General features: G+C 70.3%; 23 protein-coding genes. 8 read left to right on the plus strand and 15 right to left on the minus strand.

Annotated features, from left to right (window positions below; all coding sequences use genetic code 11):
• The first annotated feature begins 168 nt into the window (after positions 1-168).
• A complete protein-coding gene (locus tag AC1DWC_RS04640; protein WP_477906374.1) occupies positions 169-726 on the plus strand; it encodes a TetR family transcriptional regulator in 558 nt (185 codons plus the stop codon).
• Between the two features lie 75 nt (positions 727-801).
• On the opposite strand, the gene AC1DWC_RS04645 is transcribed toward AC1DWC_RS04640, so the two are convergent.
• The 8 genes from AC1DWC_RS04645 to AC1DWC_RS04680 form a co-directional block, all read right to left on the minus strand.
• Positions 802-1,713: an SDR family oxidoreductase gene (locus AC1DWC_RS04645; RefSeq protein ID WP_477906375.1), complete on the minus strand. Its 912-nt coding sequence runs from the start codon at positions 1,711-1,713 to the stop codon at positions 802-804.
• Entirely contained in the window at positions 1,714-2,874 is a 1,161-nt protein-coding gene (locus AC1DWC_RS04650; RefSeq protein ID WP_477906376.1) for a thiolase family protein, read from the minus strand.
• Between the two features lie 30 nt (positions 2,875-2,904).
• Positions 2,905-3,684 carry a crotonase/enoyl-CoA hydratase family protein gene (locus tag AC1DWC_RS04655; RefSeq protein WP_477906377.1) on the minus strand — a complete coding sequence of 260 codons (780 nt, stop codon included), beginning with the start codon at positions 3,682-3,684 and terminating at the stop codon, positions 2,905-2,907.
• A complete protein-coding gene (locus tag AC1DWC_RS04660; RefSeq protein WP_477837476.1) occupies positions 3,681-4,445 on the minus strand; it encodes an SDR family NAD(P)-dependent oxidoreductase in 765 nt (254 codons plus the stop codon). Before AC1DWC_RS04660 ends, AC1DWC_RS04655 begins: the two co-directional genes overlap by 4 nt.
• Before the next feature lie 82 nt (positions 4,446-4,527).
• Complete coding sequence (locus AC1DWC_RS04665) at positions 4,528-5,676, minus strand: acyl-CoA dehydrogenase family protein (protein WP_477837477.1); 1,149 nt, start codon at positions 5,674-5,676, stop codon at positions 4,528-4,530.
• A 50-nt stretch (positions 5,677-5,726) separates the two neighbouring features.
• Complete coding sequence (locus AC1DWC_RS04670; protein ID WP_477906378.1) at positions 5,727-6,917, minus strand: CaiB/BaiF CoA transferase family protein; 1,191 nt, start codon at positions 6,915-6,917, stop codon at positions 5,727-5,729.
• Positions 6,914-8,251, minus strand: coding sequence for an MFS transporter (locus AC1DWC_RS04675; RefSeq protein WP_477906379.1), 1,338 nt, complete (start codon positions 8,249-8,251; stop codon positions 6,914-6,916). Before AC1DWC_RS04675 ends, AC1DWC_RS04670 begins: the two co-directional genes overlap by 4 nt.
• A 181-nt stretch (positions 8,252-8,432) precedes the next feature.
• Positions 8,433-9,437 (minus strand): LysR family transcriptional regulator, encoded by a 1,005-nt coding sequence (locus AC1DWC_RS04680; RefSeq protein ID WP_477906380.1) that lies wholly within the window; start codon positions 9,435-9,437, stop codon positions 8,433-8,435.
• 153 nt (positions 9,438-9,590) lie between these two features.
• Here AC1DWC_RS04680 and AC1DWC_RS04685 point away from each other — a divergent pair, with 153 nt between their 5' ends.
• Together AC1DWC_RS04685 and AC1DWC_RS04690 are read left to right on the plus strand one after the other, a co-directional pair.
• Positions 9,591-10,010 carry a YciI family protein gene (locus AC1DWC_RS04685; protein ID WP_477906381.1) on the plus strand — a complete coding sequence of 140 codons (420 nt, stop codon included), beginning with the start codon at positions 9,591-9,593 and terminating at the stop codon, positions 10,008-10,010.
• A 15-nt stretch (positions 10,011-10,025) separates the two neighbouring features.
• Positions 10,026-11,180 carry an RNA polymerase sigma factor gene (locus AC1DWC_RS04690; RefSeq protein ID WP_477906382.1) on the plus strand — a complete coding sequence of 385 codons (1,155 nt, stop codon included), beginning with the start codon at positions 10,026-10,028 and terminating at the stop codon, positions 11,178-11,180.
• Positions 11,181-11,209: 29 nt separating this feature from the next.
• Here AC1DWC_RS04690 and AC1DWC_RS04695 read toward each other — a convergent pair whose 3' ends face one another.
• The gene (locus AC1DWC_RS04695) at positions 11,210-11,608 is read right to left on the minus strand and encodes a hypothetical protein (RefSeq protein ID WP_477906383.1); all 399 of its coding nucleotides are present in this window, start codon (positions 11,606-11,608) and stop codon (positions 11,210-11,212) included.
• Between the two features lie 522 nt (positions 11,609-12,130).
• On the opposite strand from AC1DWC_RS04695, the gene AC1DWC_RS04700 reads away from it, so the two are divergent.
• The 3 genes from AC1DWC_RS04700 to katG all read left to right on the plus strand — a co-directional run bounded on the left by AC1DWC_RS04700 (position 12,131) and on the right by katG (position 17,057).
• Positions 12,131-12,502, plus strand: coding sequence for a hypothetical protein (locus tag AC1DWC_RS04700; RefSeq protein ID WP_072843290.1), 372 nt, complete (start codon positions 12,131-12,133; stop codon positions 12,500-12,502).
• A gap of 272 nt (positions 12,503-12,774) precedes the next feature.
• Positions 12,775-14,469 (plus strand): alkaline phosphatase D family protein, encoded by a 1,695-nt coding sequence (locus AC1DWC_RS04705; protein WP_477906384.1) that lies wholly within the window; start codon positions 12,775-12,777, stop codon positions 14,467-14,469.
• A gap of 428 nt (positions 14,470-14,897) precedes the next feature.
• Complete coding sequence (gene katG / locus AC1DWC_RS04710) at positions 14,898-17,057, plus strand: catalase/peroxidase HPI (RefSeq protein ID WP_477906556.1); 2,160 nt, start codon at positions 14,898-14,900, stop codon at positions 17,055-17,057.
• Between the two features lie 27 nt (positions 17,058-17,084).
• Here katG and pdxR read toward each other — a convergent pair whose 3' ends face one another.
• Positions 17,085-18,530 (minus strand): MocR-like pyridoxine biosynthesis transcription factor PdxR, encoded by a 1,446-nt coding sequence (pdxR, locus tag AC1DWC_RS04715; RefSeq protein WP_477906385.1) that lies wholly within the window; start codon positions 18,528-18,530, stop codon positions 17,085-17,087.
• 80 nt (positions 18,531-18,610) lie between these two features.
• Here pdxR and AC1DWC_RS04720 point away from each other — a divergent pair, with 80 nt between their 5' ends.
• The gene (locus AC1DWC_RS04720) at positions 18,611-19,237 is read left to right on the plus strand and encodes a pyridoxamine 5'-phosphate oxidase family protein (protein ID WP_477906386.1); all 627 of its coding nucleotides are present in this window, start codon (positions 18,611-18,613) and stop codon (positions 19,235-19,237) included.
• Between the two features lie 52 nt (positions 19,238-19,289).
• Here AC1DWC_RS04720 and AC1DWC_RS04725 read toward each other — a convergent pair whose 3' ends face one another.
• The 5 genes from AC1DWC_RS04725 to AC1DWC_RS04745 all read right to left on the minus strand — a co-directional run bounded on the left by AC1DWC_RS04725 (position 19,290) and on the right by AC1DWC_RS04745 (position 25,488).
• Positions 19,290-20,105, minus strand: coding sequence for a mycofactocin-coupled SDR family oxidoreductase (locus AC1DWC_RS04725; RefSeq protein ID WP_477906387.1), 816 nt, complete (start codon positions 20,103-20,105; stop codon positions 19,290-19,292).
• Entirely contained in the window at positions 20,102-21,646 is a 1,545-nt protein-coding gene (locus tag AC1DWC_RS04730) for a flavin-containing monooxygenase (RefSeq protein ID WP_477906388.1), read from the minus strand. The genes AC1DWC_RS04725 and AC1DWC_RS04730 overlap by 4 nt, the downstream gene beginning before the upstream one ends.
• A gap of 22 nt (positions 21,647-21,668) precedes the next feature.
• Positions 21,669-22,271, minus strand: coding sequence for a TetR/AcrR family transcriptional regulator (locus tag AC1DWC_RS04735; protein WP_477906389.1), 603 nt, complete (start codon positions 22,269-22,271; stop codon positions 21,669-21,671).
• Positions 22,272-22,295: 24 nt separating this feature from the next.
• Entirely contained in the window at positions 22,296-24,722 is a 2,427-nt protein-coding gene (locus AC1DWC_RS04740; RefSeq protein ID WP_477906390.1) for a glycoside hydrolase family 3 C-terminal domain-containing protein, read from the minus strand.
• Between the two features lie 148 nt (positions 24,723-24,870).
• The gene (locus tag AC1DWC_RS04745) at positions 24,871-25,488 is read right to left on the minus strand and encodes a TetR/AcrR family transcriptional regulator (RefSeq protein ID WP_477906391.1); all 618 of its coding nucleotides are present in this window, start codon (positions 25,486-25,488) and stop codon (positions 24,871-24,873) included.
• Positions 25,489-25,620: 132 nt separating this feature from the next.
• Between AC1DWC_RS04745 and AC1DWC_RS04750 the strand changes: the two genes are divergently transcribed.
• Positions 25,621-26,613 (plus strand): poly(ethylene terephthalate) hydrolase family protein, encoded by a 993-nt coding sequence (locus AC1DWC_RS04750; protein WP_477906392.1) that lies wholly within the window; start codon positions 25,621-25,623, stop codon positions 26,611-26,613.
• Positions 26,614-26,712: the final 99 nt, after the last annotated feature.

Below are 26,712 nucleotides of genomic sequence, written 5' to 3' on the forward strand. Positions count from 1 at the left end.
GGACTTCACGTTTCGATTCCCCTCAAACCGGACACCTCTGTCCGGATGGAAATGCAGTGTGCGTCACACCGGGTGGCGGAGTCAATAGTGCGGGCCGGGACCCGCCTCGCCGCCGCGACGGCGGCCTCGGCGGGCGACCGCGTGCCCGGCGTCATTACGCTGGCGGGCGTGAACTCTGTGCGTCGGGTCAACCGAGGACCCAAGGCCGCCGCGGAGAACCGCGCCGCGATCGTCGCCGCCGCGAGAGAAGTGTTCGCCGAGCACGGGTTCGACGTGCCGATGAGCCTGATCGCACGCACCGCCGGGGTCGGCCAGGGCAGCCTCTACCGGCACTTCCCGAGCCGGGACAGTGTTGTCCTCGCGGTGTTCGAGGAGAACATCGCCGTGGTCGAGGAGCTGGCCCTGCGACCGGAGTCCACCCTCGACGACGTCCTCGATGCGCTCGTCGAGCAGGTCACCACCTCGACCGCGTTCATCGCGATGGTGCGCCCCATCGGCACCGACGATCCCCGCATCATCGAGGTCAGCGGGCGGCTGACCGAACTGCTGGCAGGCAAGCTCGACGGTGCACGCCGCGATGGCGCGGTCCACGCGGACGTGGACGCGGGCGACGTCGTCCTGGCGCTGGCGATGTTCGCGGCCATCCTGATCGAGGCCGACGAGCCGACCCGCCGCGAGGTCGCGGCGCGGGCGTGGTGGATGCTCCGGCGCGGGCTGCGGCCGTAGCGTCACCACCGGACCGGTCGGTGCGCCGAGGTAGTCGGGCGGTGCGAGCCCCACTCGCCGCCAGGACCAGCCCGCTCAGCGCCAGTCGTCGACGGGTTCGGGGCTGCCGGCGGCCATGTGTCCCCAGCAGTCCGGCCGACTGCCGTCGACGTCGGTGTGGCCGTAGGTGACTGCCAGCCCGTGCGAGGTGAGCACCTGCCCGGCGAACCGGCGGCGATCGGGGTCGGCGGCGAGCGCGGCGACACCGCGGGCCACGAAGGCGGGCGACTCGGAGATGGCGAAGCCGGGTTCCGCGACGAGGGCGTCGCGCCAGGTCGGCTCGGTCACCCGGTAGATCTCGAGCATTGCCTCCGACCGGATCCAGCCGGGAGTGACTGCGACACAGGTGGTGTCGGTGTCGGCGAGTTCGGCGGTCATGCCCGTCATGATCCGCTCGACGTTGGCCTTGACGAGGTCGTAGTAGGGGCCGACCAGCTGCCGGTAGTTCTGGTTGTACTCGTGGGTGCCGTCGGTCATCTCCACGACGAGGCCGGCGCCGGTCTCCAGGACCAGCGGCATCGCCCGGGCCAGGGTGATCAGGTGCGTGTGCACGCCCATCTCCAGCATGCGCAGCCCGCCGGCGAGGTCGTGCTGCCAGATCGGCTTGTTCCACTCGGCGTAACGGTCGCCGCCGAAGATGTCGTTGACCAGGACGTCCAGTCGTCCCCGTTCGGTCCGGATCCGGTCGATCAGCGCCTCGACCTGGCCCACGTCCAGGTGGTCGACGCGCAACGCGGTGCCGCTGCCGCCGGCGGCCGCGATCAGGTCGCCGGTTCCCTCGATGGTCTCCGGCCGGTCGATCTCGGAGCGGCCGTGCTCCCTGCTGCTGCGCCCGGTCGCGTACACGTACGCACCCGCCCGGGCCAGTTCGACCGCGATCGCCCGCCCACAGCCGCGGGTCGCCCCGGCGACCAGTGCCACCCGTCCGTCCAGTTGTCCCGCTGCCACTCAACAAGCGGCCAGGTTCTCGAAGATGGTGGCGTTGGCCATCCCGCCGCCTTCACACATGGTCTGCAGTCCGTAGCGCACACCCTCGGCGCGCATGTGGTGGACGAGGGTGGTGGCCAGGCGGGCACCCGACCCGCCGAGCGGATGGCCGAGCGCGATCGCGCCGCCGAGGGGGTTCACCCGGTCCTCGGGCGCCCCGGTGGCTCGCAGCCACGCGCCGACGACGCTGGCGAACGCCTCGTTGACCTCGAACGCGCCGATGTCGTCGAGGGTCAGCCCGGCCCGCTCGAGCACCCGCGCGGTGGCGGGGATCGGACCGGCCAGCATCGTGACGGGGTCGTCGCCGACCACCGTCGCGGTGTGCACCCGGGCGATCGGGGTGAGCCCCAACTGCCGGGCCCGCTCCCCGGACATCACCAGCAGCGCGGACGCGCCGTCGGAGATCTGCGATGCGTTGCCCGCGGTGATACGGCCGTCCTCGGGGAAGATCGGGTCCAACTGGCCCAGCTTCTCGAGGGTCGAGGCGCGGCGAACTCCCTCGTCGGACTCGAGCTTCGTCCCGTCCGGGAGGATCACGGATGCGATCTCGCCGGTGAAGCGCCCCTCGTCGAGGGCGCGGGCAGCCCGTTGGTGCGAGCGCAGGGCGTACTCGTCGAGCCAGGTGCGGCTCAGCTCGTACTTGGTGGCGAGGGACTCGGCGCCGCGAATCTGGTTGAACTCGATTCCGCCGTAACGCTGCTTGATCGCGTCGCTGTTGGCATCGCCGAGGCCGACGCGTCGCGCCGATCCCATCGGGATCCGGGTCATCGACTCGACGCCACCGGCGACCGCGATGTCGTACTGGCCGGAGATCACGCCCGCGGCGGCGAAGTGCAGCGCCTGCTGGCTGGAGCCGCACTGACGCTCGATCGTGGTGCCCGGCACCGACTCCGGCCAGTTCGCGGCGAGGACGGCGTTGCGGGCGATGTTGCCGGCCTGCTCGCCGACCTGGCCCACGCAGCCCCACACGACGTCGTCGACCAGACCGGCGTCGATGCCCGCCCGGTCGAGCAGCGCGTTCAGGACGGTCGCGGACAGGTCGACGGGGTGGACCTCCGCCAGGCCGCCCTTGCGGCGCCCGACGGGGCTCCGGACGGCTTCGACGATGACTGCATCACGCATGGTGTGTTCCTGTTCTGTCGTTCTCGGTGATCACGTCGCGGTCCAGACCGGGGCGCGGCGCTCGGTGAACGCGGCCGCCCCTTCCCGCGCGTCGCTGGAGCCGAACACCGGCATCACGATCTGCCGGGTCCGCTCGAAGTGCTCCGCAACCGGCCAGGCGGGGGACTCGTCGACGACCCGCTTGCTGGCCTGGACCGCGAGCGGTCCGTTGGCGGCGATCTCCTCGGCGAGCTCGATCGCGGCCGCCAGCACCGCGGACTCGGGGGCGAGGCGGTTGACCAGGCCGAGCGGGTGCAGCTGCGCGGCGGTCATCGCCTTGCCGGTGAGCACCATCTCCAGCGCGATTGCCCTGGGCAGTCGCGCCGGCAGCCGGGTCAGCCCACCCGCCGCGGCCACCAGGCCGCGCCGGACCTCGGGCAGGCCGAAGGTCGCGGTCGGCGCGGCGACGACGAGGTCGGCGGCCAGCACGATCTCGAAGCCGCCGGCGAGGGCGTTGCCCTCGACGGCCGCGATGAGCGGCTTGCTCGGCGGGGCCTCGACCAGTCCGGCGAACCCTCGACCCTCCACGCGGGGACTTTCGCCTCGCAGGAAGGCCTTGAGATCCATTCCGGCGCAGAAGTTTCCACCGGATCCGGTGAGCACGCCCACCCGCAGGCCGGGATCGGTGTCGAGCAGGTCGACCGCCGCGGCAACCGCCTGTGCGACCTCACGGTCGACCGCGTTGCGGGCCTGCGGGCGGTTGAGCGTGATCACCAGGACCGGTCCCACCCGCTCGGTCAACACGACCGGTGCGGGTGCCGCGTCGGTCATCGCGGGGCCATCCGGATCGCGCCGTCGAGGCGGATCGTCTCGCCGTTGAGCATGCCGTTCTCGATGATGTGCGCGGCCAGCGCGGCGAACTCGGAGGGCTCGCCGAGGCGCTGCGGGTGCGGGACAGAGGCGGCCAGCGCGTCACGGATGTCGTCGCGGGCGTTGAGCAGCAGCGGCGTGGCGAAGACGCCGGGCGCGATGGTGCACACCCGGATCCCGACGCCGGCGAGGTCGCGGGCCGCGGGCAGGGTCATGCCCACCACGCCGGCCTTGGAGGTGGCGTAGTTGATCTGCCCGATCTGCCCCTCGTAGGCGGCGACGGAGGCGGTCAGCACGCACACGCCGCGGTCGCCGTCCTGCAGCTCGTTCTTGGCCATCGCCTCGGCCGCGAACCGCAGCACGTTGAAGGTGCCGATGACGTTGAGCCGGATGACCGACTCGAACGGCTCGAGGTCGGTGGCCTTGCCCTCCTTGGTGAGGATGCGCATGGGCCGACCGCGGCCGGCGCAGTGCACGACGGACCGCACCGGGCCGCGCTCGGAGGCGGCGGCGAACGCCGCGGCGACCGCATCCTGGTCGGTCACGTCGGTCGGGACGAACTGCGCGGCCGGGCCCAGCGCCGCGGCCTGCTCGGCCCCGGCCGAGCCGGGAAGGTCGAGGAGGGTGACGGTGGCGCCGGCCTCGACCAGGCGGGTTGCGGTGGCCAGTCCGAGTCCGGATGCGCCGCCGGTGATTACGGCGTTGGTGTCCTTGATCTGCATGTCGATGATCCTTCGATGCGGTCCGGGCGCGGGGCGTCCGGGTTGGGAACGGGGTGTGGCCCGCCGGGGCCGGATGGGATGCCTACAGGCCCATCGACTTCGAGATGACGCTCTTCATGACCTCGCTGGTGCCGCCGAAGATCCGGGTGACCCGGGCATCGGCGTACAGCCGCGCGATCGGGTACTCGCTCATGTAGCCGTAGCCGCCGTGCACCTGCAGGCACTTGTCGATGACCCGGGCCTGCATCTCCGTGCAGAACAGCTTCACCTTGGCGGCGTCGGCGGGGGTGAGGGTGCCGGCGTCCAGCGCGATCAGCGCCTGGTCGACCAGCGCCTGCCCGGCCTGCAGTTCCGTCGCGCACTCGGCGAGCACGAACTTGGTGTTCTGGAAGTCGGCCAGCGGCTTGCCGAACACCAGGCGCTCCTTGGCGTAGTCGATGGCGAGGTTCACGGCGGCGGTGGCGGTGGCCAGGCCGGTGATCGCGATCGAGAGTCGCTCCTGCGGCAGGTTGTGGGCGAGCATGCCGAACGCCTTGCCCTCCTCGCCGAGCAGGTTCCGGGCCGGCACGCGGACGTTGTCGAACGTCAGCTCGGCGGTGTCGGACGACTTCATGCCGATCTTGTGCAGGTTGCGACCGCGGATGAAGCCGGGCATGTCACCCTCGACGACCAGCAGCGACAGGCCCTTGCGGCGGTTCTCGGGATCCTTCGAGGTGCGCGCCACCACGATCACCAGGTCGGCGTTGATGCCGCCGGTGATGAAGGTCTTGTTGCCGTTGAGGATGAAGTCGTCGCCGTCGCGGACGGCGGTGGTGGTGACGCCGGCCAGGTCGGAACCGATGCCGGGCTCGGTCATGGCGATCGCGCTGACCAGGCCGCCGTCGGCGAAGCCGGGGAACCAGCGGTCGCGCTGCTCCTCGTTGGCGTACTCGAGGAAGTACGGCAGCACGGTGTTCAGGTGTACCTGGAACCCGCCGAGAGAGGCTGCGGCGTAACCGATCTCCTCGTAGACGACGGTGTTGAACAGGAAGCTGTCGATGCCGCCGCCGCCGTACTGCTCGGGCACCTGCAGGCCGTTGATGCCGATCTCCGCGGTCTTCTTGTAGAAGTCGCGGGGGATGGAACCGGCGGCCTCCCAGTCGGGCAGGTTCGGGGTGATCTCCTTGGCGATGAACTGGCGGACGGAGTCGCGGAAGGCGTCGTGGTCTTCGGTGAAGATGCTGCGCTGCATGGTGTTTCCCTATTCGAAAAGTGTGGATGGCGGCAGGTGGGTGCCGGTGGTCAGCGGATGCCGACGACCTTGTCGGCGACGAGCGCGTCGACCTCGTCGGCGGGGTAGCCGAGCTCGGTCAGCAGTTCGGCGCTGTGCTGGCCGAGGTCCGGGTCGCCCTCGGTCGAGAGCTTGGGCATGCTGCCCAGGTGCCAGGGCGAACCGAGGGCGGTGTTCGGCACCCCGTCCGTTCCGCTGACCTCGATGAACAACCCGGACGCCTCGACATCGGCGCTCCGCATGGCCTCGGGGTAGGTGTTGATCTTGCCCGCGACAACGCCGTTGGTGGTCAGGAGCTCCATGGCCTCGTCGCTCGTCATCGTCGAGAATGCGCCGCGCAGCTCGACGAGCATTGCCTTCCGGTTCGCCACCCGCAGTGTGTTGCTCGCGAAGCGCGGGTCCTCGGCCACGTCGGGACGCCCGATGAGGCGGCACAGCCGGCCGAAGTGCGCGTCCGAGTAGGCGGACAGGACCAGGCTTCCGTCCTTGGTCGTCATCACGTCCGCGGCGGGGGCGATGCTGGGCTGCCCGTTGCCCTTGCGCATGGGCTCCTCGCCGGTGATCAGGTACTGACCCCAGTTCGTGCCCTGCAGATGGATCGCGACCTCGAGCAGCGAGACCTCGACGGTGTCGCCCTCGCCGGTGCGGAGCCGGCGCACGTAGGCCCCCAGGATTGCCTGCGCGCAGACGTAACCTGAAGCGGCGTCGACGATCTGGGATCCGACCTTCTGTGGCTCGCTGTCGGCCTCGCCGGTGACCCACATCATCCCGCTCTCGGCCTGCGCCGCGATGTCGAGCCCGGGCCGGTACTTCGACGGTCCGTGCAGGCCGAATCCGCTGACGGTGGCGTAGACCATCCACGGGTGGGCCGCGAGGACATCCTCGGCACCGAGCCCGAACGACTCCATGACGCCCGGGCGCAGGTTCTGCACCACGATGCCGGCGCCGGCGATCAGCTTCCGGGCGATCTCCTGTGCCTTCGGGTCCTTCAGGTCCAGGGCGATGGCCCGCTTGCCGCGGTTGTAGTTCTGCAGCATGGCCTCGCCGGCCGGGCCGATGCCGCGGGCGGATTCGCCGTGCAGCGGCTCGACCTTGATCACGTCGGCGCCGAGGTCGACGAGGATCTGGGTCGCGGCCGGGGCGGCGATGAACTGTCCGAAGTCGACGACGCGAACGCCGTCCAGGGGCTTGTTGACGATCATGCTGTCTCCTCGACACTGGGTCGTGCGGCTTGTTCGACGCGGTGGCGGATGACGGCGATGTCGCGCTCGGGGTTGACGAGGAACACGGCGATCACCGCGCCGACGATCATCAGGGCGCCGCTGGACTGGAATCCGATCGCGTAGCCGGTGATCTTGTCGACGGACGAGCCGACGGCGAAGCCGAGCACCAGCGGTGCCACCATCCCGGAGATGCTCGCGACCGCCGACAGCATGCCGAGCACCATCCCGCGCTTCTTCGCCTGGACCACGTCGGCGATCGCCGAGAGTGCGACGCCGAAGGCCGCGGTGTTCAGCGAGAACGCGAGGGCGATCAGGATCAGCTGCGGCATACCCTGCTGGAGGAAGGTGAACCCGGCCATCGACAGGCCGGCACCGGCGACGAGCACCGCGCTGAGGTAGCCGCGGGCGATCCGGCGGGAGACGCCTCGCGCGACCAGCCGTCCGGAGAACCAGCCGGCGGCGATGGCGCCGATGGCGGCGAGCCCGTAGGGCAGCATCATCAGCTGACCGGTGGTGGCCGTGTCGTAGCCCAGGCCCTCCTGGAGGTAGACGGGCAGCCAGGCGATCTTCAGCGTGGTCGACCAGTACGAGCTGAACATCAGGATGGCGATGCCGACGACGGTGCCGGTCTTGAGAATCGCCTTGTACGGGGCATCGACCGTCTCGACCACGACCGTCGAGACCGGGGCCTCGTCGTCGTCACCGGCGGTGCGGCCGAAAATCAGCCAGGCCGCGGCCCACAGGATGCCCATCGCGATCAGCACGTAGAACGCGGCGTGCCAGCTCCACCTGGAGATGATGAAGGTGAGGGTCGGTGCGGCGATCAGGGTGCCGATCGAGGCGCCCGAGGAGACGAAGCCGCCGGCCATCGCCCGCTTCTCCGGCGGGAACCAGGAGTGCGCGGCGTGGTTGGCCAGTGCGAACGCGGGACCCTCGGCGAATCCGAGGATCACCCGGCAGGCGATGAGGACGCCGAAGCTGACCGTGCCGAGCAGCGGGATCATGGTGGCGACCCAGGTCAGCATCAGGCCGGCAAGCAGCCAGCGGAGGTTCACCCGGGAGGAGAGCCAGCCGAAGAACAGCGCGCCGGCCGCGAACAGCCAGAAGAAGCTGCTCTGCAGGAGGCCGAACTGTTGCGGGCTCAGCCCCAGGTCCTGCTGGATCTGGACACCGGCGAACGCGATGACGGATTTGTCGGCGTGGTTGATGAGCATGAAGAGGACCAGGAGGCCGACGACGATCCAGGCACGTCGCTTGTTCGTCGGCTTCGGTGGTGACGCCGAGGCCATCGGCGGCGCGGTGGTTTGAGTCATGGTGGTCCCTTCGGAGGAAACGATGGGGACACCGGCGGCGTGCGTGTGGGCCAGGATCGGAAGGTGACTGCCTGTGTGGATCGTCAGTCGCGCCGCGGCGGTGTGATCGGGTACACACCATTGAAAGTGCAGCGACCGATTGGGTCAAAGACAAAAAATGTTGCAGAAATACTGCAATCGCCTATGAATCGAGGTCGGATGCTGCGTTGTGTTCGCGCATCTGGCGGTCGCCGGCGTCCCGGGTCAGCCTCGCGGCCTCGACCAACGACCGGCCGAGGGTCATGTGGCCGACGACGGACTCGGCGAACTCCCCGAAGGAGTCCCGGGCGCACGCCAGGAACGCCGTCGAGGCCGCGGACGTCCGCCCGGGCCGGCGCACCACGCCCATCCGGCGGGTCAGTCGCGGCGCGAGTTCACGTACCACCCCGCCGCGCGGCAACGCGTCGAGCCCGGTGCGGAGCGCGACGATCGACACCCCGCCGCCGGCCAGGACGATCGGCAGCACGGCGCCACGCTGGCGCACCTCCACCGCGACGTCCGGCTCGACGCCGTGCATCCGCAGCGACCGGTCGATGAAGTCCCGGGTCGCGGTGCCGCGCTCGCCCATGACGAACGGGACGCGCGAGAGCTCCTTGATCGGCACCGGGTCGGGCCAGCGCGATTCGGTGCCGGGCGGGCACACCAGCACCAGCTGCTGGTCGATCAGCTCCTCGCCCACCAGTTCGTCGGTCGGCAGGGGCAGCGACAGGATGCCCAGCTCGCAGGCCCCGGACCGGACGAGCGAGACCACGTCGGCGGTCTCGTCGCGCTCCTCGATGTGGAAGCGCACGTTCGGGTACTGCTGCCGGAACTTGGCGACCCACACCGACAGCGGGTCGGAGGACAGGTCGGACAGCGAGGCGATGTCGATGCGGCCGCCGCGCATCGCGCCGACGTCGCGCACGGCGTTCTCCGCCGATTCCACGTCGCGCAGGATGGCGCGGGCGGGGCCCACGAGCGCCTCGCCGGCGGGGGAGAGGACGAGTCCGCGGCCGACGCGGTGGAACAATTCGGTGCCCAGGTCCTTCTCGAGCTTGCGCACCGCCTGCGAGAGTGACGGCTGTGCCACCCGCAGCTGCGTCGCGGCGCGGGTCACCCCGCCGAAGTCGACGACGGCGAGGAAGTACTCCATCTGGCGCAAGTCCATGGCCCAAATCTATCGGCCGCTGGGCGTGTCGCGATCGGACCGGCGTTCGACGGAGAAAGAAGATCGACGGGGTGTCGATCCACGGCATTCCCCGTTCGACCTATGGGTGAGAGGGTCCGAGGGAGGGCCCGGTAACCGAGGGAGAGAAGAACCATGAAGTACATGCTGATCATGCGCGCGACGGACGAGGCCTACGCGGGGATGGTGAACGCCGACATGAACGAGATGCTCGAGACCGTCGGCCGGTTCAACGACGAGCTGGTCCGGGCGGGCGTGCTGGTGGCCGCGGAGGGGCTCGACGACGCCGCCGAGGGCGTGGTCGTCGACTACTCCTCCGACCCGCCGGTGGTCACCGACGGCCCGTACGGCGAGACCAAGGAGCTGTTCGGCGGCTTCTACATCCTCGAGGTGGCGTCGAAGGAGGAGGCGGTCGAGTGGGCCAAGCGGGTCCCGTCGGCGGGTCCGGGCTTCAAGACCGAGATCCGGCGGGTCCCCTCGATCGACGAGTTCCCGCAGGAAAACGAGTGGATCCAGAAGGAGCGGGCGTGGCGCGAGGCCACCGGCCAGCTCTGAGCGGACCGGCAGGCGATGGTCGACCCCACCGGCCGTGAGGCCGTCGCCGCCGTCTGGCGGATCGAGTCCGCGCGAATTGTCGGTGCGCTCGCGCGGTACACCGGCGACTTCGCGCTGTCCGAGGACCTCGCCCAGGAGGCGCTCGCCGAGGCGCTGGTGACCTGGCCCCGCGACGGCGTGCCCCGTAACCCCGCGGGGTGGCTGCTCACCGTCGGCCGGCGCCGCGCGATCGACGCGTTCCGCCGTCGCTCCGCCCTCGACGAGAGGTACGCCGCCCGCCACCCGGTGCTGTCGAAGGAGGCGAGGGTGGCGCTCACTCTGCGGGTGGTCGGCGGCCTGACCAGCGACGAGATCGCCCGGGCGTTCCTCGTCCCGACCGCCACCGTGCAGGCCCGGATCACCCGGGCGAAGAAGACCCTCGGTGCGGCGCGGGTGCCGTTCGAGGTGCCGCCGGCGCCCGAGCGCGCCGAGCGGCTCGGCTCGGTGCTCAGTGTGGTCTACCTGATCTTCACCGAGGGGTCCTCGGCCAGTTCCGGTGGCGACCTGATCCGGTTCGACCTCGCGAGCGAGGCGCGGCGGCTCGCCAGAGTGTTGGCTCGGCTGGTGCCGAACGAACCGGAGGTCCACGGACTGCTGGCGCTGCTCGAGCTGACCGCGGCGCGCTTCCCCGCCCGCACCGGTCCGGACGGCGAGCCGGTGCTGCTCGAGCACCAGGACCGCCGCCGCTGGGACCGCGCCGCGATCCGACGGGGACGCGCCGCCCTGGTCCGGGCGGAGCAGGTAGGCCGGGGCCTCGGTGCCTACGGCCTGCAGGCGGCGATCGCCGAATGCCATGCCGTCGCAACGTCGGTCGCGGCGACGGACTGGGGGCGGATCGTGCTCCTCTACGAGGCGCTCGGCCGGCTCGCGCCGTCGCCGGTGGTCGACCTCAACCGGGCGGTGGCGGTGTCGATGGCGCAGGGGCCGGCGGCGGCGCTGCGGATCGTGGACGAACTGGCGGCCGCCGGGGCGCTGTCGACCTCGCACCTGCTGCCGACGGTCCGCGGCGAGCTGCTCACCAGGCTGGGGCGCGCCGATGAGGCCCGCACCGAACTGGAGCGGGCAGTTCGGTTGTGCGGCAACGAACGCGAGCGGGCGGTGCTGGTCCGCAAGCTCGCCGATCTCGGCTGACCCGTTGTCGCGTTCGGACGGTTCGGCGGTCAGTGCTCGCGGACCAGCTCGGGATGGTTGGCGCGAAGGTACAGGCCGCAGAACGTAAATGCCTCGTCGGCGAGCCGCGGCCACGCGGACCGGACGTGGTCGGCGAGTTCGGCGAGGGCATCCGCGACGGTGACCGTCCCGTTCGCATGCGTGCGCAGTACCGCGGTGCGGTCGTCCCAGTCGATCGCCGCCGCAGTCGGGTCGAGGGGGCCGTGAGCGGCGAGGGTCGCGGCGTCGGCCGACTCGGTGTACTCGCCGAGGACGACCGCGTGGCGGGTTTCCTCGGCGATCTCGGCGGTGGTCTCGAGTGCCGCGACGAGCCATGATCGCGGATCTGCGGTCGAGCGGATCAGGACGGCGACGAGTGGTGTCGGGTCGGGGTGGGTCGGCTCCGTCACGGCGCCGAGCACCACGGCCACGTCGTCGTCGACGACCGCGAGAGGGTGTGCGGTCAGGCTCAGTCGCGGCGCCCCTAGCAGGTGCGGGGGGGGGGGGCGAACCTCCGGAGCCCTCGGCCGCGAGAAGTTGTCCCAGCAGTGGTCCGGTTGCCCGGCGCGAAATCGACCAGCGATCGCCCTTGGAGATGGCCTCGAGGAGAATTTCGACGGTGTACAGCGCACCGACCCGTCGTGGATCCGTGTTCCGGTTCATCGGCCGATCATGTCGGCATCGGCCGCTCCTCGGCTGGAGGACGCGGCGCTTCGCGGTCCGGAAGCGCGAGGTGGTGAGTTTCGACGGTGTACAGGCGGAGCTCGGGTTCGGCTGGGCAGCAATCGGTTCGGCGGAACTCAGCGTCATCGGGGATACGATTGTCTGGCTTGCTTCTCTGCGGACCACGGGAAGAAGGACGACGGCCACTCTAAGTGATGCGGATTCGCGAACTGGAGCAGGCGAACCCGGGTTCGACGAAAGGAATTCCAATGTTCACCCGCAAAGCTTTTGGTCGAACGGCGGCCCTGATCGCGGCGGCCGGAGCGCTCTCGCTGGCGGTTCCTGCCGCTGCGTCGGCTGCTCCCGCCCCCTTCCTGCCGTCCTCGATATCGAGTTGCGCACCTGGTGAGTGGCTCACGTTCACCGCCGACCGGGTGGCGCCCGACCGGATCAACTACACCACCACGGCGCCACAGTCGAAGTGGAACGGTGCCGTCGTCCAGTGGACCAACATGACCACCGGGTCCCAGGGCTTCGCGTTCCTCAACGCCCCGCCGGCGAGCGTCGGAACGGGTCCGGTGGTGAGCATGGTGGTCGGCATTCTGCCCTGTGCGGTGTCCTCGGGTGCGGTTGTGTCCTGACGTGCGTTGATGCTCTGGACCACCAACTCACTGGCAGCATCGTGAGGAACAGGATCAGCAGCGAGGGGCGCGCGGTCCCGGTCCAGACCACCGCGCGGAGGTCGTCCATGGAACGGTGCTGGTGAGGGCCGTTGCCCCCACGTTGCCGTCGGCGACCCGGGCACGACGGATCCGTCCAGGCGCTACCCGCGTTCGATGAACAATTACCCAACAATTTGTGAACCAGGGATTAGGGTCTGAGCGTCTACCCTCCTACATCTCTGAGGTGGCCCGTGCCCATTCCGTCCCGCAACGTCTCCCGTCGCGCCCTCCTGGCCGGCCTGTCCGCGCTCGCCGGCGCGAGCCTGCTGCCCGCCACCGCGAACGCCACGCCGGTGCTGCGCCAGGCCCCGGACGCCGGGGCGGGGCTGATCCGCAACCCGGAGTTCGGCAACGGCGTCATGGCCGGGGTGCCGCGCACCGATGGGGCGACGTTGTGGACGCGGGTCGGCGGCGCGGGCGGCAGCGGCAGCCTGGGGACCGGCAGCATCGATCCCGGCAGCCTGGGGGCCGGCAGCGCCGGTAGCGCCGGCAGCAGCACGGCGGGCGGCGAGCTGGCGCTGATCGTGTCCAAGCGTGAGGACCTGTCCAGCCCGGTGCTCGCCGAGCGGGTGCAGGTTCGCGAAGAAGCCGATGGCACAGTGCATTTCGATGTGAACGGGCTGGCTCCGGGGGAGTCCTACTACTACCAGTTCCGGGGCAACGGGGGCGAGTCGGAGGTCGGTCGGTTCCGAACGCTGCGGCCCGCCGACTCCAACGAGCCGGTCCGCATCGGCTGGTTCACCTGCCAGGGCTTCGAAGAGGGCTACTACGGCGCGCACCGGCACCTCGCCGAGGAGGACCTCGACTTCGTCGTGTGCCTCGGCGACTACGTGTACGAGTTCACCAAGCCGGGTGTCCGGGGCCTCGACACCAACCCGTTCCCGCAGACCATAGAGGGCATGCGGGCGAAGTACCGCAAGTACCGCGCGGACGCCGACCTGCGGCTGATGCACAGCCAGCATGCCTTCATCCCGATCTGGGACGACCACGAGTTCCGCAACAACTACAGCAAGGACGGCTGGACCTTCCCGGTGGTCGCACCGATCGACAGCGCGGTCGGCTTCCAGCAGAAGAAGCAGTGGGCGTGGCAGTCGTGGTTCGAGCACATGCCGGTGCCGCGGTTCTCCGACGACCCGTTGCGGACCTACCGCTCGCTGCGGGTGGGCAAGACGGTGGAGCTGTTCGCTCCGGACAGTCGGCAGTACCGCGACGGGCAGCCGTGCGGCGACGTGGACGCCACCGCCTGCGCGGACACCGAGGCGGCAGGCCGGACCATGCTGGGCGCGACGCAGAAGCGCTGGCTGCTCGACGGCCTGACCCAGTCGGACGCGCGGTGGAAGGTCGTGGCGAACGCCAGCATGATGATGGGCATGGTGGTGGCGGACGACGGCGCTCGGGGATACCTGGACACCTGGGACGGGTACGGCGCCGAGCGGACCGAGATCCTGTCCACCGCGGCGCAGTCGGTCGAGAACCTGGTCCTGGTCACCGGCGACGACCACGACGGGTGGGCCGGTGAGCTGTGGGACACCGGATTTGCGCCGGGCACGACGAGCGGCGCCCAGGTCAATGCGCCCGGCACCCGGCGCGCGGGCGTCGAGTTCGTGGTCCCGTCGGTCACTTCCGCCAACACCGGAGACGGCGGCGCCACCGGCAGCGGTGACAACACCGGCGCCGCGCGTGCCGAGGAGATCAGCCGGCGGGACAAGAACCCGCACGTCAAGCACGTCGACATGGTCAGCCACGGTTACGGGGTCCTCTCGGTCGACCGGGACGAGACGCGATTCCAGTTCCGGTCCGTCGACAAGCTGAACCCGAATGCCGGGGTGACCACGTCGAAGACCGTGCGGACGCCGGCGGGACAGTCGGTGGTCGAGTCCGCCTGACGCACCCGGACTGGCGGCGAGCGGCGGGGCGTCGATTCGATCGCGTCCCCGCCGCGTCCTCCCGTTCGGACTGCCTTCCTTCGAATCGCGGACGCCGGGGCGACCACGGTCGCCCGAACTCTTGACTCACTCCGGAAAAACGCGCCATTGTGTAGGTGTGCCCTCGACGGGGGATTACGCAGCGCCGCTGCGTCTGATTGAGCTACGCGCGACCCGCCCGCGGGCCGCGCGACCAGAGGCTGTGCGCGACCGTCCACCCGTCGGCACCGTCGCGCGGCAGAAGCCCCGTGCCGGGGCCCACCGTCGTCTCGTCCGCCACTCCTGCGGAGTCGACATCACTGGATTCGCGACCACGTCGGTGACTACCGATTCACGCACTCCCGGAAGGAAGGTTCGCCGTGTCCAACAGTGAAAGCGAATGCCCGGCAATGGACTCCCCGTCGCCGCAGGAACACCAGCCCAGGACCAACCGGGACTGGTGGCCCAATCAGGTGGACCTGCAGGCGCTGCGCCAGCCCTCGCCGCTGGCCGATCCCATGGGCGAGGACTACAGCTACGCGGCGGCGTTCGAGACGCTCGACGTGGACGCGTTGAAGCGGGACGTCATCGAGCTGATGACGTCGTCGCAGGACTGGTGGCCGGCGGACTACGGGCATTACGGGCCGCTGTTCATCCGGATGAGCTGGCACGCGGCCGGCACCTACCGCATCGCGGACGGCCGGGGCGGTGCCGGCGAGGGTGCCCAGCGGTTCGCCCCCGTCAACAGTTGGCCCGACAACGCGAGCCTGGACAAGGCGCGCCGGTTGCTCTGGCCGGTCAAGCAGAAGTACGGCCGCAAGCTCTCCTGGGCGGACCTGCTGGTCTTCGCCGGCAACTGCGCGATGGAGTCGATGGGGTTCAAGACGTTCGGCTTCGGCTTCGGCCGTGACGACATCTGGGAGCCGGACGAGGTGTTCTGGGGTCCGGAGGACACCTGGCTCGGCGACAAGCGCTACACCGGCGACCGGGATCTCACCGGTCCCTTCGGCGCCGTGCAGATGGGCTTGATCTACGTGAATCCGGAAGGGCCCAACGGAAGGCCGGACCCGATCGCCGCGGCCGTCGACATCCGGGAGACCTTCCGCCGGATGGCGATGAACGACGTGGAGACCGCCGCACTGATCGCCGGCGGTCACACCTTCGGCAAGACCCACGGCGCGGGCCCGGCCGACCTCGTCGGACCCGAACCCGAGGCCGCGCCGATCGAGCAGCAGGGACTCGGCTGGAAGAGCGCCTTCGGCACCGGCGTGGGCAAGGACGCGATCACCAGCGGCCTCGAGGTCGTGTGGACGCCCACGCCGACGAAGTGGGACAACACCTTCCTGGAGCTCCTGTACGGCTACGAATGGGAGCTGACGAAGAGCCCGGCGGGTGCCTGGCAGTTCACGGCCAAGGACGGTGCCGGTGCGGGCACGATTCCCGACCCGTTCGATGCGTCGGCGGGGCGGGCCCCGACGATGCTGGTCACGGACCTCTCGCTGCGGCTCGACCCGGCCTACGGTCCGATCACCCGGCGCTGGCTGGACCACCCGGAGGAGTTGGCCGACGAGTTCGCCAAGGCCTGGTACAAGCTGCTGCACCGTGACATGGGGCCGGTGACGCGCTATCTCGGTCCGTGGGTGCCGGAGCCGCAACTGTGGCAGGACCCCGTCCCCGCGGTCGACCACGACCTGGTCGGGCCGGACGAGATCGCCGCGCTCAAGGCCACGGTCCTCGCCTCGGGGCTGTCCGTCCCCCGGCTGGTCGCGGCCGCGTGGGCGTCGGCGGCCACCTTCCGCGGCACCGACAACCGCGGCGGCGCCAACGGGGCACGGATCCGTCTCGCACCGCAGAAGGACTGGGAGTCCAACGATCCGGCCGCGCTGGCGGAGACGCTGGCGACCCTCGAACGGATACGCGCCGACTTCGACGGCGCGCGGTCCGACGGCATCAGGATCTCGTTGGCCGACCTGATCGTCCTGGCCGGTTGCGCGGCCGTCGAGCAGGCGGCGAGAAACGCCGGGCACGACGTCACGGTCCCGTTCGCACTGGGTCGCACCGACGCCGCCCAGGAGCAGACCGACGTGGAGGCGTTCGAGGTGCTCGAGCCCCGGGCCGACGGGTTCCGCAACTACCTGCGCGCGGGGGAGAAGACCCCCGCCGAGCGACTGCTGGTGGACAAGGCGAACCTGCTGACGCTGACGGCCCCGGAGATGACGGTGCTGGTCGGCGGGATGCGCGCCCTGAACGCCAACTACGGACAGTCCGCCCACGGCGTCCTCACCGACCGGCCCGAGGCGCTGACCACCGATTTCTTCGTGAACCTGCTCGACATGGGCACGGAGTGGAAGGCGTCCGCCGAGTCGGAGAACGTGTACGAGGGCAGCGCTCGCGGCACGGGCGAGGCCAGGTGGACGGCGACCGCCGTCGATCTCGTCTTCGGGTCGAACTCGCAGTTGCGGGCGCTCGCCGAGGTGTACGCGAGCGACGACGCGCAGCCGAAGTTCGTGGCGGACTTCGTCTCCGCGTGGGACAAGGTGATGAACCTGGACCGGTTCGACCTGACCTGACCTGCGTCGGCGGGGTGCGCGCGGACGTCAGCTGTCCGTTCGGCCGAGGTGCCGCCGCACCACGTCGGCGATGACCGCCGCCACGGTGTCCGCCTGGGTCTCCGGGAGACGCGCGTAGCCGCACACCAGCCCCCGGGGGTCGCCCGGGTCGGCGAGGTAGGCGGACAGCGGCGGCACCGTGATCCCGCGGCGACTCAGCGCCGCGGCGATCGCGGCGTCGTCGCATCCGTCCGGCAGTCGGAGCACCAGGTGCAGCCCCGCCTCGACGCCGTCCAGGCGGACGCCCCTGCCGCGCCGCCGGAGCGCGGCGACCAGCGCCGCCCGGCGCGCGGAGTAGGTGCGTGACGCTCGCGCGAGGTGCCGGGTCAGGGCGCCCGACTCGATGAACCGGGCGAACGCCAGTCCGGTGACGGCGCAGGCGGTTTCGCCGCTGAGTGCGAGCGCCTCGGAGACCGGCTCCCGCAGCGCTCGCGGCGGCAGCAGCCAGGCCAGCCGCAGCGAGGGGGTGAGGACCTTGGAGGCGGTGCCGATGTAGGTCACGCACTCGCGGCCGCCGTCCAGGCTGCGCAGCGCCGGCAGCGCGGACACGTCGTACCGGAACTCGCCGTCGTAGTCGTCCTCGATGAGCAGCCTCCCGGCCTCGACGGCCCATTCGACCAGTCGGGCACGACGGGGTGCGGGGAGGCGGGCGCCGAGCGGGTACTGGTGTGCGGGCGTGCAGTACACGGCCGCATCGGTCTCGAGCAGCGACAGGGGGTCGAGGCCGTCTCCATCCACCTCGACGGAACGCGTTCGGGCGCCGGATATCTGGAGCGCCCGGCGGGCGTCGACATAGCCCGGCTCCTCGAACGCGACATCGCGTCCCGCGAGCCCGGCCGCCACGGTGATGGCACGCAGGGCCGATGCCACACCCGGCACGACGACCAGGTCGTCCGGGTCCGCGACGATGCCGCGGGTGCGGCGCAGGTGTCCGGCCAGGGCGAGCCGGAGCTCGGCGTGGCCACCGGGACCCGGCGGGGTGAACTGCACGGGTGCGGCGGCGGCCGCCCGCCAGGCCCGGCGCCAGTCCGTGGTCGAGACGAGGGAGGTGTCGGGATGGCCCGGGGTGAGATCCCACGTCGGCGGGGGTCGCCGCGGCGGGTGGGCCGGCGCGGTCACGGCGGCCGTCGTCGGGACGTGTGAGGCGGCCCCCGCGGTGGCCGCGGAGTCCGCGCCTTCCGCGATCCGGGTGCCGGAACCCGGACGCGCGACGACGTAGCCGGCGGCGACGAGCTCGTCGTAGGCGTCGACCACGGAGGACCTGGCCACCGCGAGGTCGGCGGCCAGCGTGCGCGTCGACGGGAGCGCGTCCCCGGGGCCGAGCCGGCCCAGCCGGACCTGCTCGACGATCGCCTCCGCGATGCGGTGCCGCAGCGGCGACGCGCTGACCGGCAGTCGCAACGCGAGGTTCAGGTCGGGGGAGTGGCGGGACATGTCTGCCAACTTAGTGGTCTGGCTGTTTAGTGCAATTCTGGACCTATTAGGCAGTCCAGAAACCCGGCACGATTCGGTGCATGGACCGGATCAGGAGATACCCAGAACTCGCCAGTGGCCACCGGCCCGACCTCGACGCGGTGCTCGACGCGGCGGCGGTCGGCACCCTCGCGACGGTGGTGGACGGACTGCCGTGGGTGGTACCCATGCTCTACGCCCGCGACGGCGACCGCATCGTGCTGCACGGCTCGACGGGCGCCGGTGCACTGCGGCACGTCGCGGCCGGTGCGCCCGCCGCGTTCTCCGTCACGATGCTCGACGGAATCGTGGTGGCGGACACGCTTTTCGACTCCACGGCCAACTACCGGTCGGCCGTCGTACGCGGTTGCCTGACCGGCTTCAGCGGAGACGAGGCGGTGCGCGCCCTCGACCTGCTGTCCGATTCGCTGATCCCCGGTCGCAGCGCGGAGGTGCGTACCAACCTGAAGAAGGAGCTCGCGGCGACGCTGGCTATGGCCCTGCCCATCGAACCCGGATGCTGGACGGTCAAGGTGCGCGACGCGCCGCCGCCCGCGCCGTCGACGGACTCCGGCGGATGGGCCGGCGTGGTCCCGCTGCGGACGGTCGCCGGTGAGCCGGTGCCCGCACCGTGGGTGGCCGGGGGCACCCCGCCGCCCGAGTCGGTGCGCCAGCTCGTGCACATGTGAAGTGCCGGTGGGGTCGGCACGGTGCCGACCCCACCGGGTGAACCCGGTTCGGTCAGCGCGCGAGGAACCCCTTGTCCACCGGTATCTGCGCGCCGGTGATCACGGCCGAGGCGTCGTCGGCGAGCCACACGACGGCCTCCGAGATCTCCGCGGGCTCCACCAGAGCGTCGGTCTTGAGCAGGTTGGGCGGGTAGCTGTAGACGTACGTGGGGTACTGCTCGAAGAGCTTGTACATCGACGTGTCGTTGCCCAGTGCCGTGTTGGTACCGTACGGCAGAACGCAATTCGCGCGAATGCCGAACTCGCCCAGCTCCACCGCCAGGGCCTTGGTCAGGCCGACGACCCCGAACTTGGCCGCGGCGTAGTGACCGCAGCCGGGAGGCGCCTTCACGCTCGCCGACGAGCCGACCGTGATGATGGACCCGCCGTTGCCGGCCTCGATCATCGCCGGCACCGTCGCCTTGATCGTGTTCCACACCCCGGTCAGGTTGACGTCCACGGTCTCCTGGAACTGCTCGGCCGAGATCTCCCAGATCCGGCCCCAGTTGCACACACCCGCGTTGGCGACCACGACGTCGAGGCGGCCGAAGGTCTCGATGGTCTCGGCCACCACCGCCTGCTGGCCCGCCAGGTCCCGCACGTCGACCTGCCGGGTCAGGACCTTGCGTCCCTCGGACTCGATCAACCGCGCGGTCTCCTCGAGATCGGCGGGCTCGGCCATCGGGTAGCCGCTGAACTCGGCGACCTGCGCGCACACGTCGACGGCCACGATGTCCGCTCCCGCCTGCGCCATTCGAACCGCATGCGAACGGCCCTGTCCCCGAGCCGCTCCCGTCACATAGGCGACTTTCCCTGCGAGTGAGCTCATGTCTGAACCTCCGTGAGTGTGTAGTCGAATGAGTAGTCGTCGAACGATGAGAACCGGCTGAACCAGAAGGCACCGCTGATGGTCTGCGGCCGGTAGTAGAGGGCCTCGCCCTGCGAGTTGACGAAGTAGGTGCGCAGGCCCGGGTTGCTGTCCACGGTGTAGGCGCTGATCGCCTTGCCGTGGCGGTGCATCTTGCGCACCCACCGGGCGAACGCCTCGGTGCGTACCTGTGCCACCGTCGCACCCCTCCGTCCGGTCTCGGTGATCATCCGCACGGCGTGCCGCGCGGTCAGGTCCACGAACGTGTGCCACGCGATGCCGACGTACCCTTGTGGGGCGACCAGCGACCAGCGGTTCGGCAGGCCCGGGTGCGCGCTGCCGCCGTAACTGCGCAGCCCGTTGCGGCGGTAGTCGTCGGCCAGGTCGAACCCGTGGGGGCCGACGACGGCGCCGCTGCGGTACGTCTCCGGGTCGGTGAACAACTCGTATCCGGTGGCCGCGACGATCAGGTCGTACGGGCGCTCGGTGCCGTCCGAGGTGCGGATGCCGTCGGCGGTGACCCGTTCGATCGGGTCGACGACCAGCGACACGGACGGATCCGCGAGCGCGGGGAAGAAGCTGCTCGACAGCACCGGCCGCTTGGCGAGGATGCCGTAGTCGGGAACCAGAGCATCGCGAATGCCATCGTCGGTGACGTTGCGCCGCAACAGGGATCGGTAGATCGACTGCCAGATCCGGTCGTACTGCGGCATGACCGTGGCAAGGAACTTGCGTGGCAGCAGCGGCAGCACGTTGCAGAGGAACTGCATCGGCAGTTCCATGGCGGCCAGCGCGGACCCGTTGACGACGGCGCCGGCGCCGGGGATCGAGAGGAGGCGGTGGGCCCGCGCGGTCAGCGCTACGTCGGGCTTGGGCAGGATCCAGGACGGTGTCCGCTGGTAGATCTCGACGCTGCGGGCCTGCTGGTAGATGGCCGGGACGATCTGCACCGAACTCGAGCCGGTGCCGATCACCGCGACCCGTTTGCCGGACCAGTCGTAGTGGGGGTCCCAGGCGTTCGGGCGCAGGACGGTTCCGGCGAACTCGTCGAGTCCCTCGATGTCGTTCGCGGACTTGGCGTTCACGTAGCCACCCACGGCGTTGATGACGAACCGCGCGCGCACGGGGGCATCGTCGTCGAGGTGCAGCACCCACAGCCGCTCCGACTCGTCCCACACCTCGCGGCGGACGGTGCAGTTGCCGCGAAAGTACTTGTGCAGGTTCAGGTCGTCGGCGACCCTCCGGTTGTACTCCTGGATCTCCGGGCCCGTCGGGAAGAGACGCGACCAGTCGGGCTTGCGCGCGAAGGGGAACTGGTAGAACAGCGTCGGCACGTCCACGGACAGGCCGGGGTAGACGTTGTCGCGCCAACTGCCCCCGAAGTCGTCGCTGCGTTCGAGGATGACGAAGTTCTCGATGCCGGCCTTCTGCAGGTGGTGCGCGGCGGTGATGCCGCCGGGCCCGGCGCCGATGACGGCGACGTCGACGTACTCGTGTGTCATGCCAACTCATTCCTGTTGGTCGTCAGTGACGTGGTGCCAACCCGTCGAGCATGAGGTCGCCGATGCGTGTCCGGGCATCGTCTGCGCTGCTGAATCCGGCCACCGAGAACGGCAGGATCTCCAGGCTCAGGAGGACCCGCACGATCAGGTCGCCCGCGTGCATCGTGTCCAGGCCGGCGTCCACCTCGCCGCGCCGCTGGGCGTCGGCGACAAGCGTGGCCCAGAAGGCGGCCCAGGTGCGGCAGAGTTGGTCGCCGTAGTGCTCGAGAAGCGTCGCGATGATGCTCTCGGTGCGCAGCGGCGGGACCAGGGCCTGCGGGGTGGTGGCGTGTTGGTAGATGAGGGCGGCCGCCTCGCCGACCTGGCTTCGCAGCGTCTCCTTGGGGACCACGGCCGTTGCCAACCCGTCGATGAAGGCACTGCACAGGTAGGCGAGGCCGGCGTTGACGGCGGTCTGCCTGTCGCCGAAGGCGTTGTACACCGTCCCCCGGGACACCCCCGCCGACGTGGCGACCTCGCTCAGCCGGAATCGCCGAACCCCGTTGCGTCGCACGCATTCTGCGGCTACCCGAACCAACTCCAGGGGTGGGTCGGCGACCCGCGCCCCACCGTTCTCGCTGAGCATGTTGAACAAGTTACGTCAAAGTGTTCAAGGCGGCGCCCGAATCGAGATAACTCGGGCAGCTACGCAAACACGCCGGCCCACCGCCATGAGTCGGTGGCACTTCCGGCTCGCCTCTTCCCAGGCCTCGAAGGCGCGCTGCGGCAGAGTGACGGTCGCCGTTGCGGTCTCGCCGGCGGCCGCCTCCACGCTCGCGAAGCCGGCGAGCGCGCGGGCGGGACGGGACGGGTCGCCGTCGACCGGGGCGAGGTAGACCTGCACGACCTCGCGTCCCGGCCGGGATCCGGTGTTGCGGACCCGGACCGTGACGGTCTCGCCGTCCCGCTCGACGTCCTCGTACTCCCAGGTGGTGTAGCCGAGGCCGTGCCCGAACGAGTACGCGGGCGCGACGTCGGACCGGTCCCAGGCGCGGTAGCCGATGAACAGGTCCTCGGTGTAGGCGAGCTTGCCGTCGGTCGGGGTGACCTCGGTGACCGGGCAGTCCGCGAGGGTGGCGGGCCAGGTGGTGGGCAGCCGGCCGCCGGGCTCGGCCGCGCCGGTGAGCACCTCGGCCAGCGCCGAGCCCGCCTCCTGTCCGGGGAACCAGCTCAGCAACACCGCGGCGACGTCGTCGCGCCACGGCATCTCCACGGGGGCGCCGGAGTTGACGATCACCACCGTGCGCGGGTTGGCGGCGACGACGCGGGAGACCAGCTCGTCCTGACGTCCGGGCAGCGCGAGGGTGGTGCGGTCGAAGCCCTCGGACTCCACCTTGTCGGTGGTCGCCACGACGACGACGGCCACATCGGCGGCGGCCGCGGCGGCCTCGGCCTCGGCCATGAGCTCCTCGGGGTCGCGCTGCGGCTCGAGGTGTCCCAGGCTGAAGCTGACGATGGCGATCGGCGCGCCTTCCATCTTCATCGGGTCGTACCGCAGGACGACCTCGACGGGGCGGCCCGCCTCGAGCTCGACGACGGCGCGGTCCTTCGGCGAGCCGAAGAACATCTCGAACGGGTCGAAGCTCTCGAGAGCCTGCTCGCCCTCGAACACCGTCTCGCCGTCGACGGTCAGGGTGAACTGGCCGATGCCCTTGGTGCCGAAGCGGTGCGGGCCGGACAGCTCCGGCGTGAATGTGCCGAGGATCTCGATGGTCTGCAGCGACGCGTAGTCGAGGCCCTCGGGAAGGTCGCCCATCCACATGATGTTGCCGTCCGCCATCGGGAGTTCGCGCTGCAGCGTGCCGTCGGCGGCGAGGCAGCGGGCGCGCAGGGTGAACCCGCGGTCGGCGACGCCCATCTCCTCGCTCAGCACCGTGCCGACGTTGTAGCTCAGCGCGCCCTCGGGCAGCGCGGCCGTCAGCCCGTCGAGCGGGGAGACGACGGTCTCGGGGAAGACCATGGCGGAGCCGCCGCCGAGCACCCGGGCTTCGCGTGCGGCCAGGCCGATCAGCGCGACGGAGGTCCCGGCGGGGTCGATCGGCAGGACGGGATCGCCGTCGAGCTCGGCATTGCGGGCGAGCACGAAGGAGCGGCGGGCGACCTCGCGCGCGATCTCGCGGCCGTCGACCGCGGCGGGAAGCTCGGAGACGGCGGCCGGCGCGCCCTCGAGCAGTCCGACGCGTGCCGCGAGCAGCAGGACGTGACGCACGGCGTCGTCGACGACGGACTCGTCGACCTCGCCGTCCCGGACCGCCTTGACCAGGAGTTCGCCGTAGACGGACACCGGGCCGGGCATCGCGACGTCGAGGCCGCCGAGGATCGCGCCCACCGTCGAGCGGGTGCCCATCCAGTCGGAGACCACGATGCCGTCGAAGCCCCACTCGTCGCGGAGCACGCCGCGCAGCAGCTCGGCGTGCTCGCTCATCGTGGTGCCGTTGACGCTGTTGTAGGCGGACATGATCGCCCACGGGCCGGCGTCGCGGACGATCGCCTCGAAGGGTGCGAGGTAGATCTCGCGCAGGGCCTCGGGGGAGACGATGTTGTCGACGAACATGCGGTCGGTCTCGGCGTCGTTGGCCACGAAGTGCTTGACGGTGGCGCCGACGCCGCCGGACTGCACGCCGCGGACGAAGCCGGAGCCGATGGCGCCGGTGAGCAGCGGGTCCTCGGAGTACGCCTCGAAGTGCCGGCCGCCGACGGGGGTGCGGTGCATGTTCACGGTGGGGGCGAGCAGCAGGTGCACGCCCTTGCGGCGGGCCTCCTGCGCGAGCAGTGTCCCCGCCCGGGCGATCAGCTCGGGATCCCACGACGCGGCCATCGCGGTGGGCGAGGGCAGCAGGACCGACGGGTCCTCCGGACCCCAGCTGGCCCCGCGCACGCCGACCGGGCCGTCGGACATCACGACGGAGCCGAGGCCGATCTCGGGGAGCGGCGGCAGCGTCCAGATGTCCTGCCCCTGGAGCAGTCGCGCCTTCGCGTCCAGATCCAGCTTGGCGAGCGCCGATTCGACGGCCTCGCGGGTCGCTTCGTCTTCCATCGTGAACTCCTTCGTGGTGCGACCATGACGCCGCGGGCGCGGGCGCGGGTCCGCCGGATAGGCGATACAGCCAGGCTACATTTGACCTAATGTTTATTAGGCGTCGTTATGAAAAAGTTATCGATGCCGCATCGAGTGGAGGCCTCGGCTAGCGCAGGTCGGCCGGGTCCTCCGCCCGCTCGGCCGCGGTGAGCAGGGCGACGAGGTTGCGGAAGGCCGCGGGCATGTCCACCTCGTCCGGGGCCAGCAGCCACTGGATCTGAATGCCGTCGAGCACGGCGATGAGCAGCGGTGCCGCCTGCTCGGGGGTGAGCCCGCCCGGCATGCGGTCGCCGAACTCCTGGTGCAGGAAGCCGGTGAAGGCCTCGCGGGCTGCGGCGTACCGCTCGGTGAAGAACTCGCGTGCCGGATGCTGTCCCGTCGCACTCTCCGCCGCCAGTGCCGTGTACGTCTGGACTACGCCAGGGCGTTCCGCATTGAACTCCACGATCTGTTCGAGGTGGGACAGCTTCACGTCCGTCGATCTCGAGAGAATGGCCGCGGTGTCCCACTGGTCGCGGGCCTCGAGTACGCCGATCAGCAGGTGCTTCTTGCTGGGGAAATAGTGCAGAACGCCCGGCTGTGTCAGTCCGACGCGCGCGGCCACCGCGGCGAGCGTGGTGGCGCGATACCCGCGCTCCGCGATCTCGGCCATCGCGGCGTCGAGGATGGCCTCGCGCCTGGCTTCCGCCTTGGCTGCTCGTCCGCCCCGCTGTCGCTCAGTCACAAGGCGAGCCTAACGACGAGGGGGGCGCTCCGGCGCGGCGACCTGCGGCGGCCCCGACATTCATAACGATTTTATAACAAGACCTAAGGCGCGTTAGGTGTGGTCGCTAGTCTCAGGTGTATGAAAAGTCGCTTGAGTAGAGGTGTAGTGCTCCTCGCCGCGGTAACCCTGGCTCTGCTGGGGTCCGGGGCCACGGCGCAGGCCGGTGCACCCGCGCCGGGCGCCGCGCCGACGAAGTCCGTCGAAGCCACGTACTCGGAACGTGGACCGTGGGAGGTGACCAAGCAGCAGGGGTTCGGCTGCTGCGACTCCTCCGGCCACAAGTTCGACGTCTGGTACCCCACCGACCTCGGTGCGGACGGCACCGAGCACCCGATCATCACCTGGGGTGACGGCACCTGGGCGCATCCCTTCCAGTACGACTACCTGCTCTCGCACCTGGCGTCCTGGGGTTTCGTGGTGATCGCACCCGACAACACCAACACGGGTTCGGGCCAGGAGATGCTGCAGGCGGTGGACTTCCTCAAGGGGCAGAACGATGACCCGTCGAGCGTCTTCTACCAGACGCTGGACACCGACAACATCGGCGCGATGGGCCACTCCCAGGGCGCGGTCGGCACCCTCAACGCCGCCATCACTTCCGGCGGCGCCATCAAGACCGCGGTCCCGATCGAGCTCCCCGGGCAGTTCATGTGCACGCTCAACATGCCGAAGCTGGAACCGGCGATGACCGTGTGCGCGGATCCCACGAAACTCACCACCGGCTCCGTCCTCTACGTCAACGGCTCCGGCAGCCCCATCTCGCCGTCCACCCAGCCGCTTCCGTTGGAGCAGATCGGCCCCCAGTCCGCGCAGGGCTACTTTGCCGCCACTCCGGATTCGGTGCAGAAGGCGATGGCCACGCTGAACGGCCCTAACCACAACGACATTCAGGGCCAGCCCGGCTGCCCCCCGAACGACCCGGGCTGCGTCAGTGGCGTGCAGGGGTTCCTCGGTGTCCTCACGGCCTGGAACATGGACAAGCTGCAAGGCGACGAGTACGCGCACGGCGCCTTCGTCTCCGGCACCGGCGAACTCTTCAGCCAGACCGCCTGGAGCAACCAGGCGAGCAACATCACCGGCTGACCCCGGCGGCGCCGGCGATCGGCGCAACTTGAAGATCTTCCACGCGATCGGTTCCTGCCAGCGGCAGGAACCGATCGCGTGTTTTTGTGCGTCAGCAGG

The sequence above is a fragment of the Rhodococcus sp. P4_C10 genome (assembly GCF_056402135.1).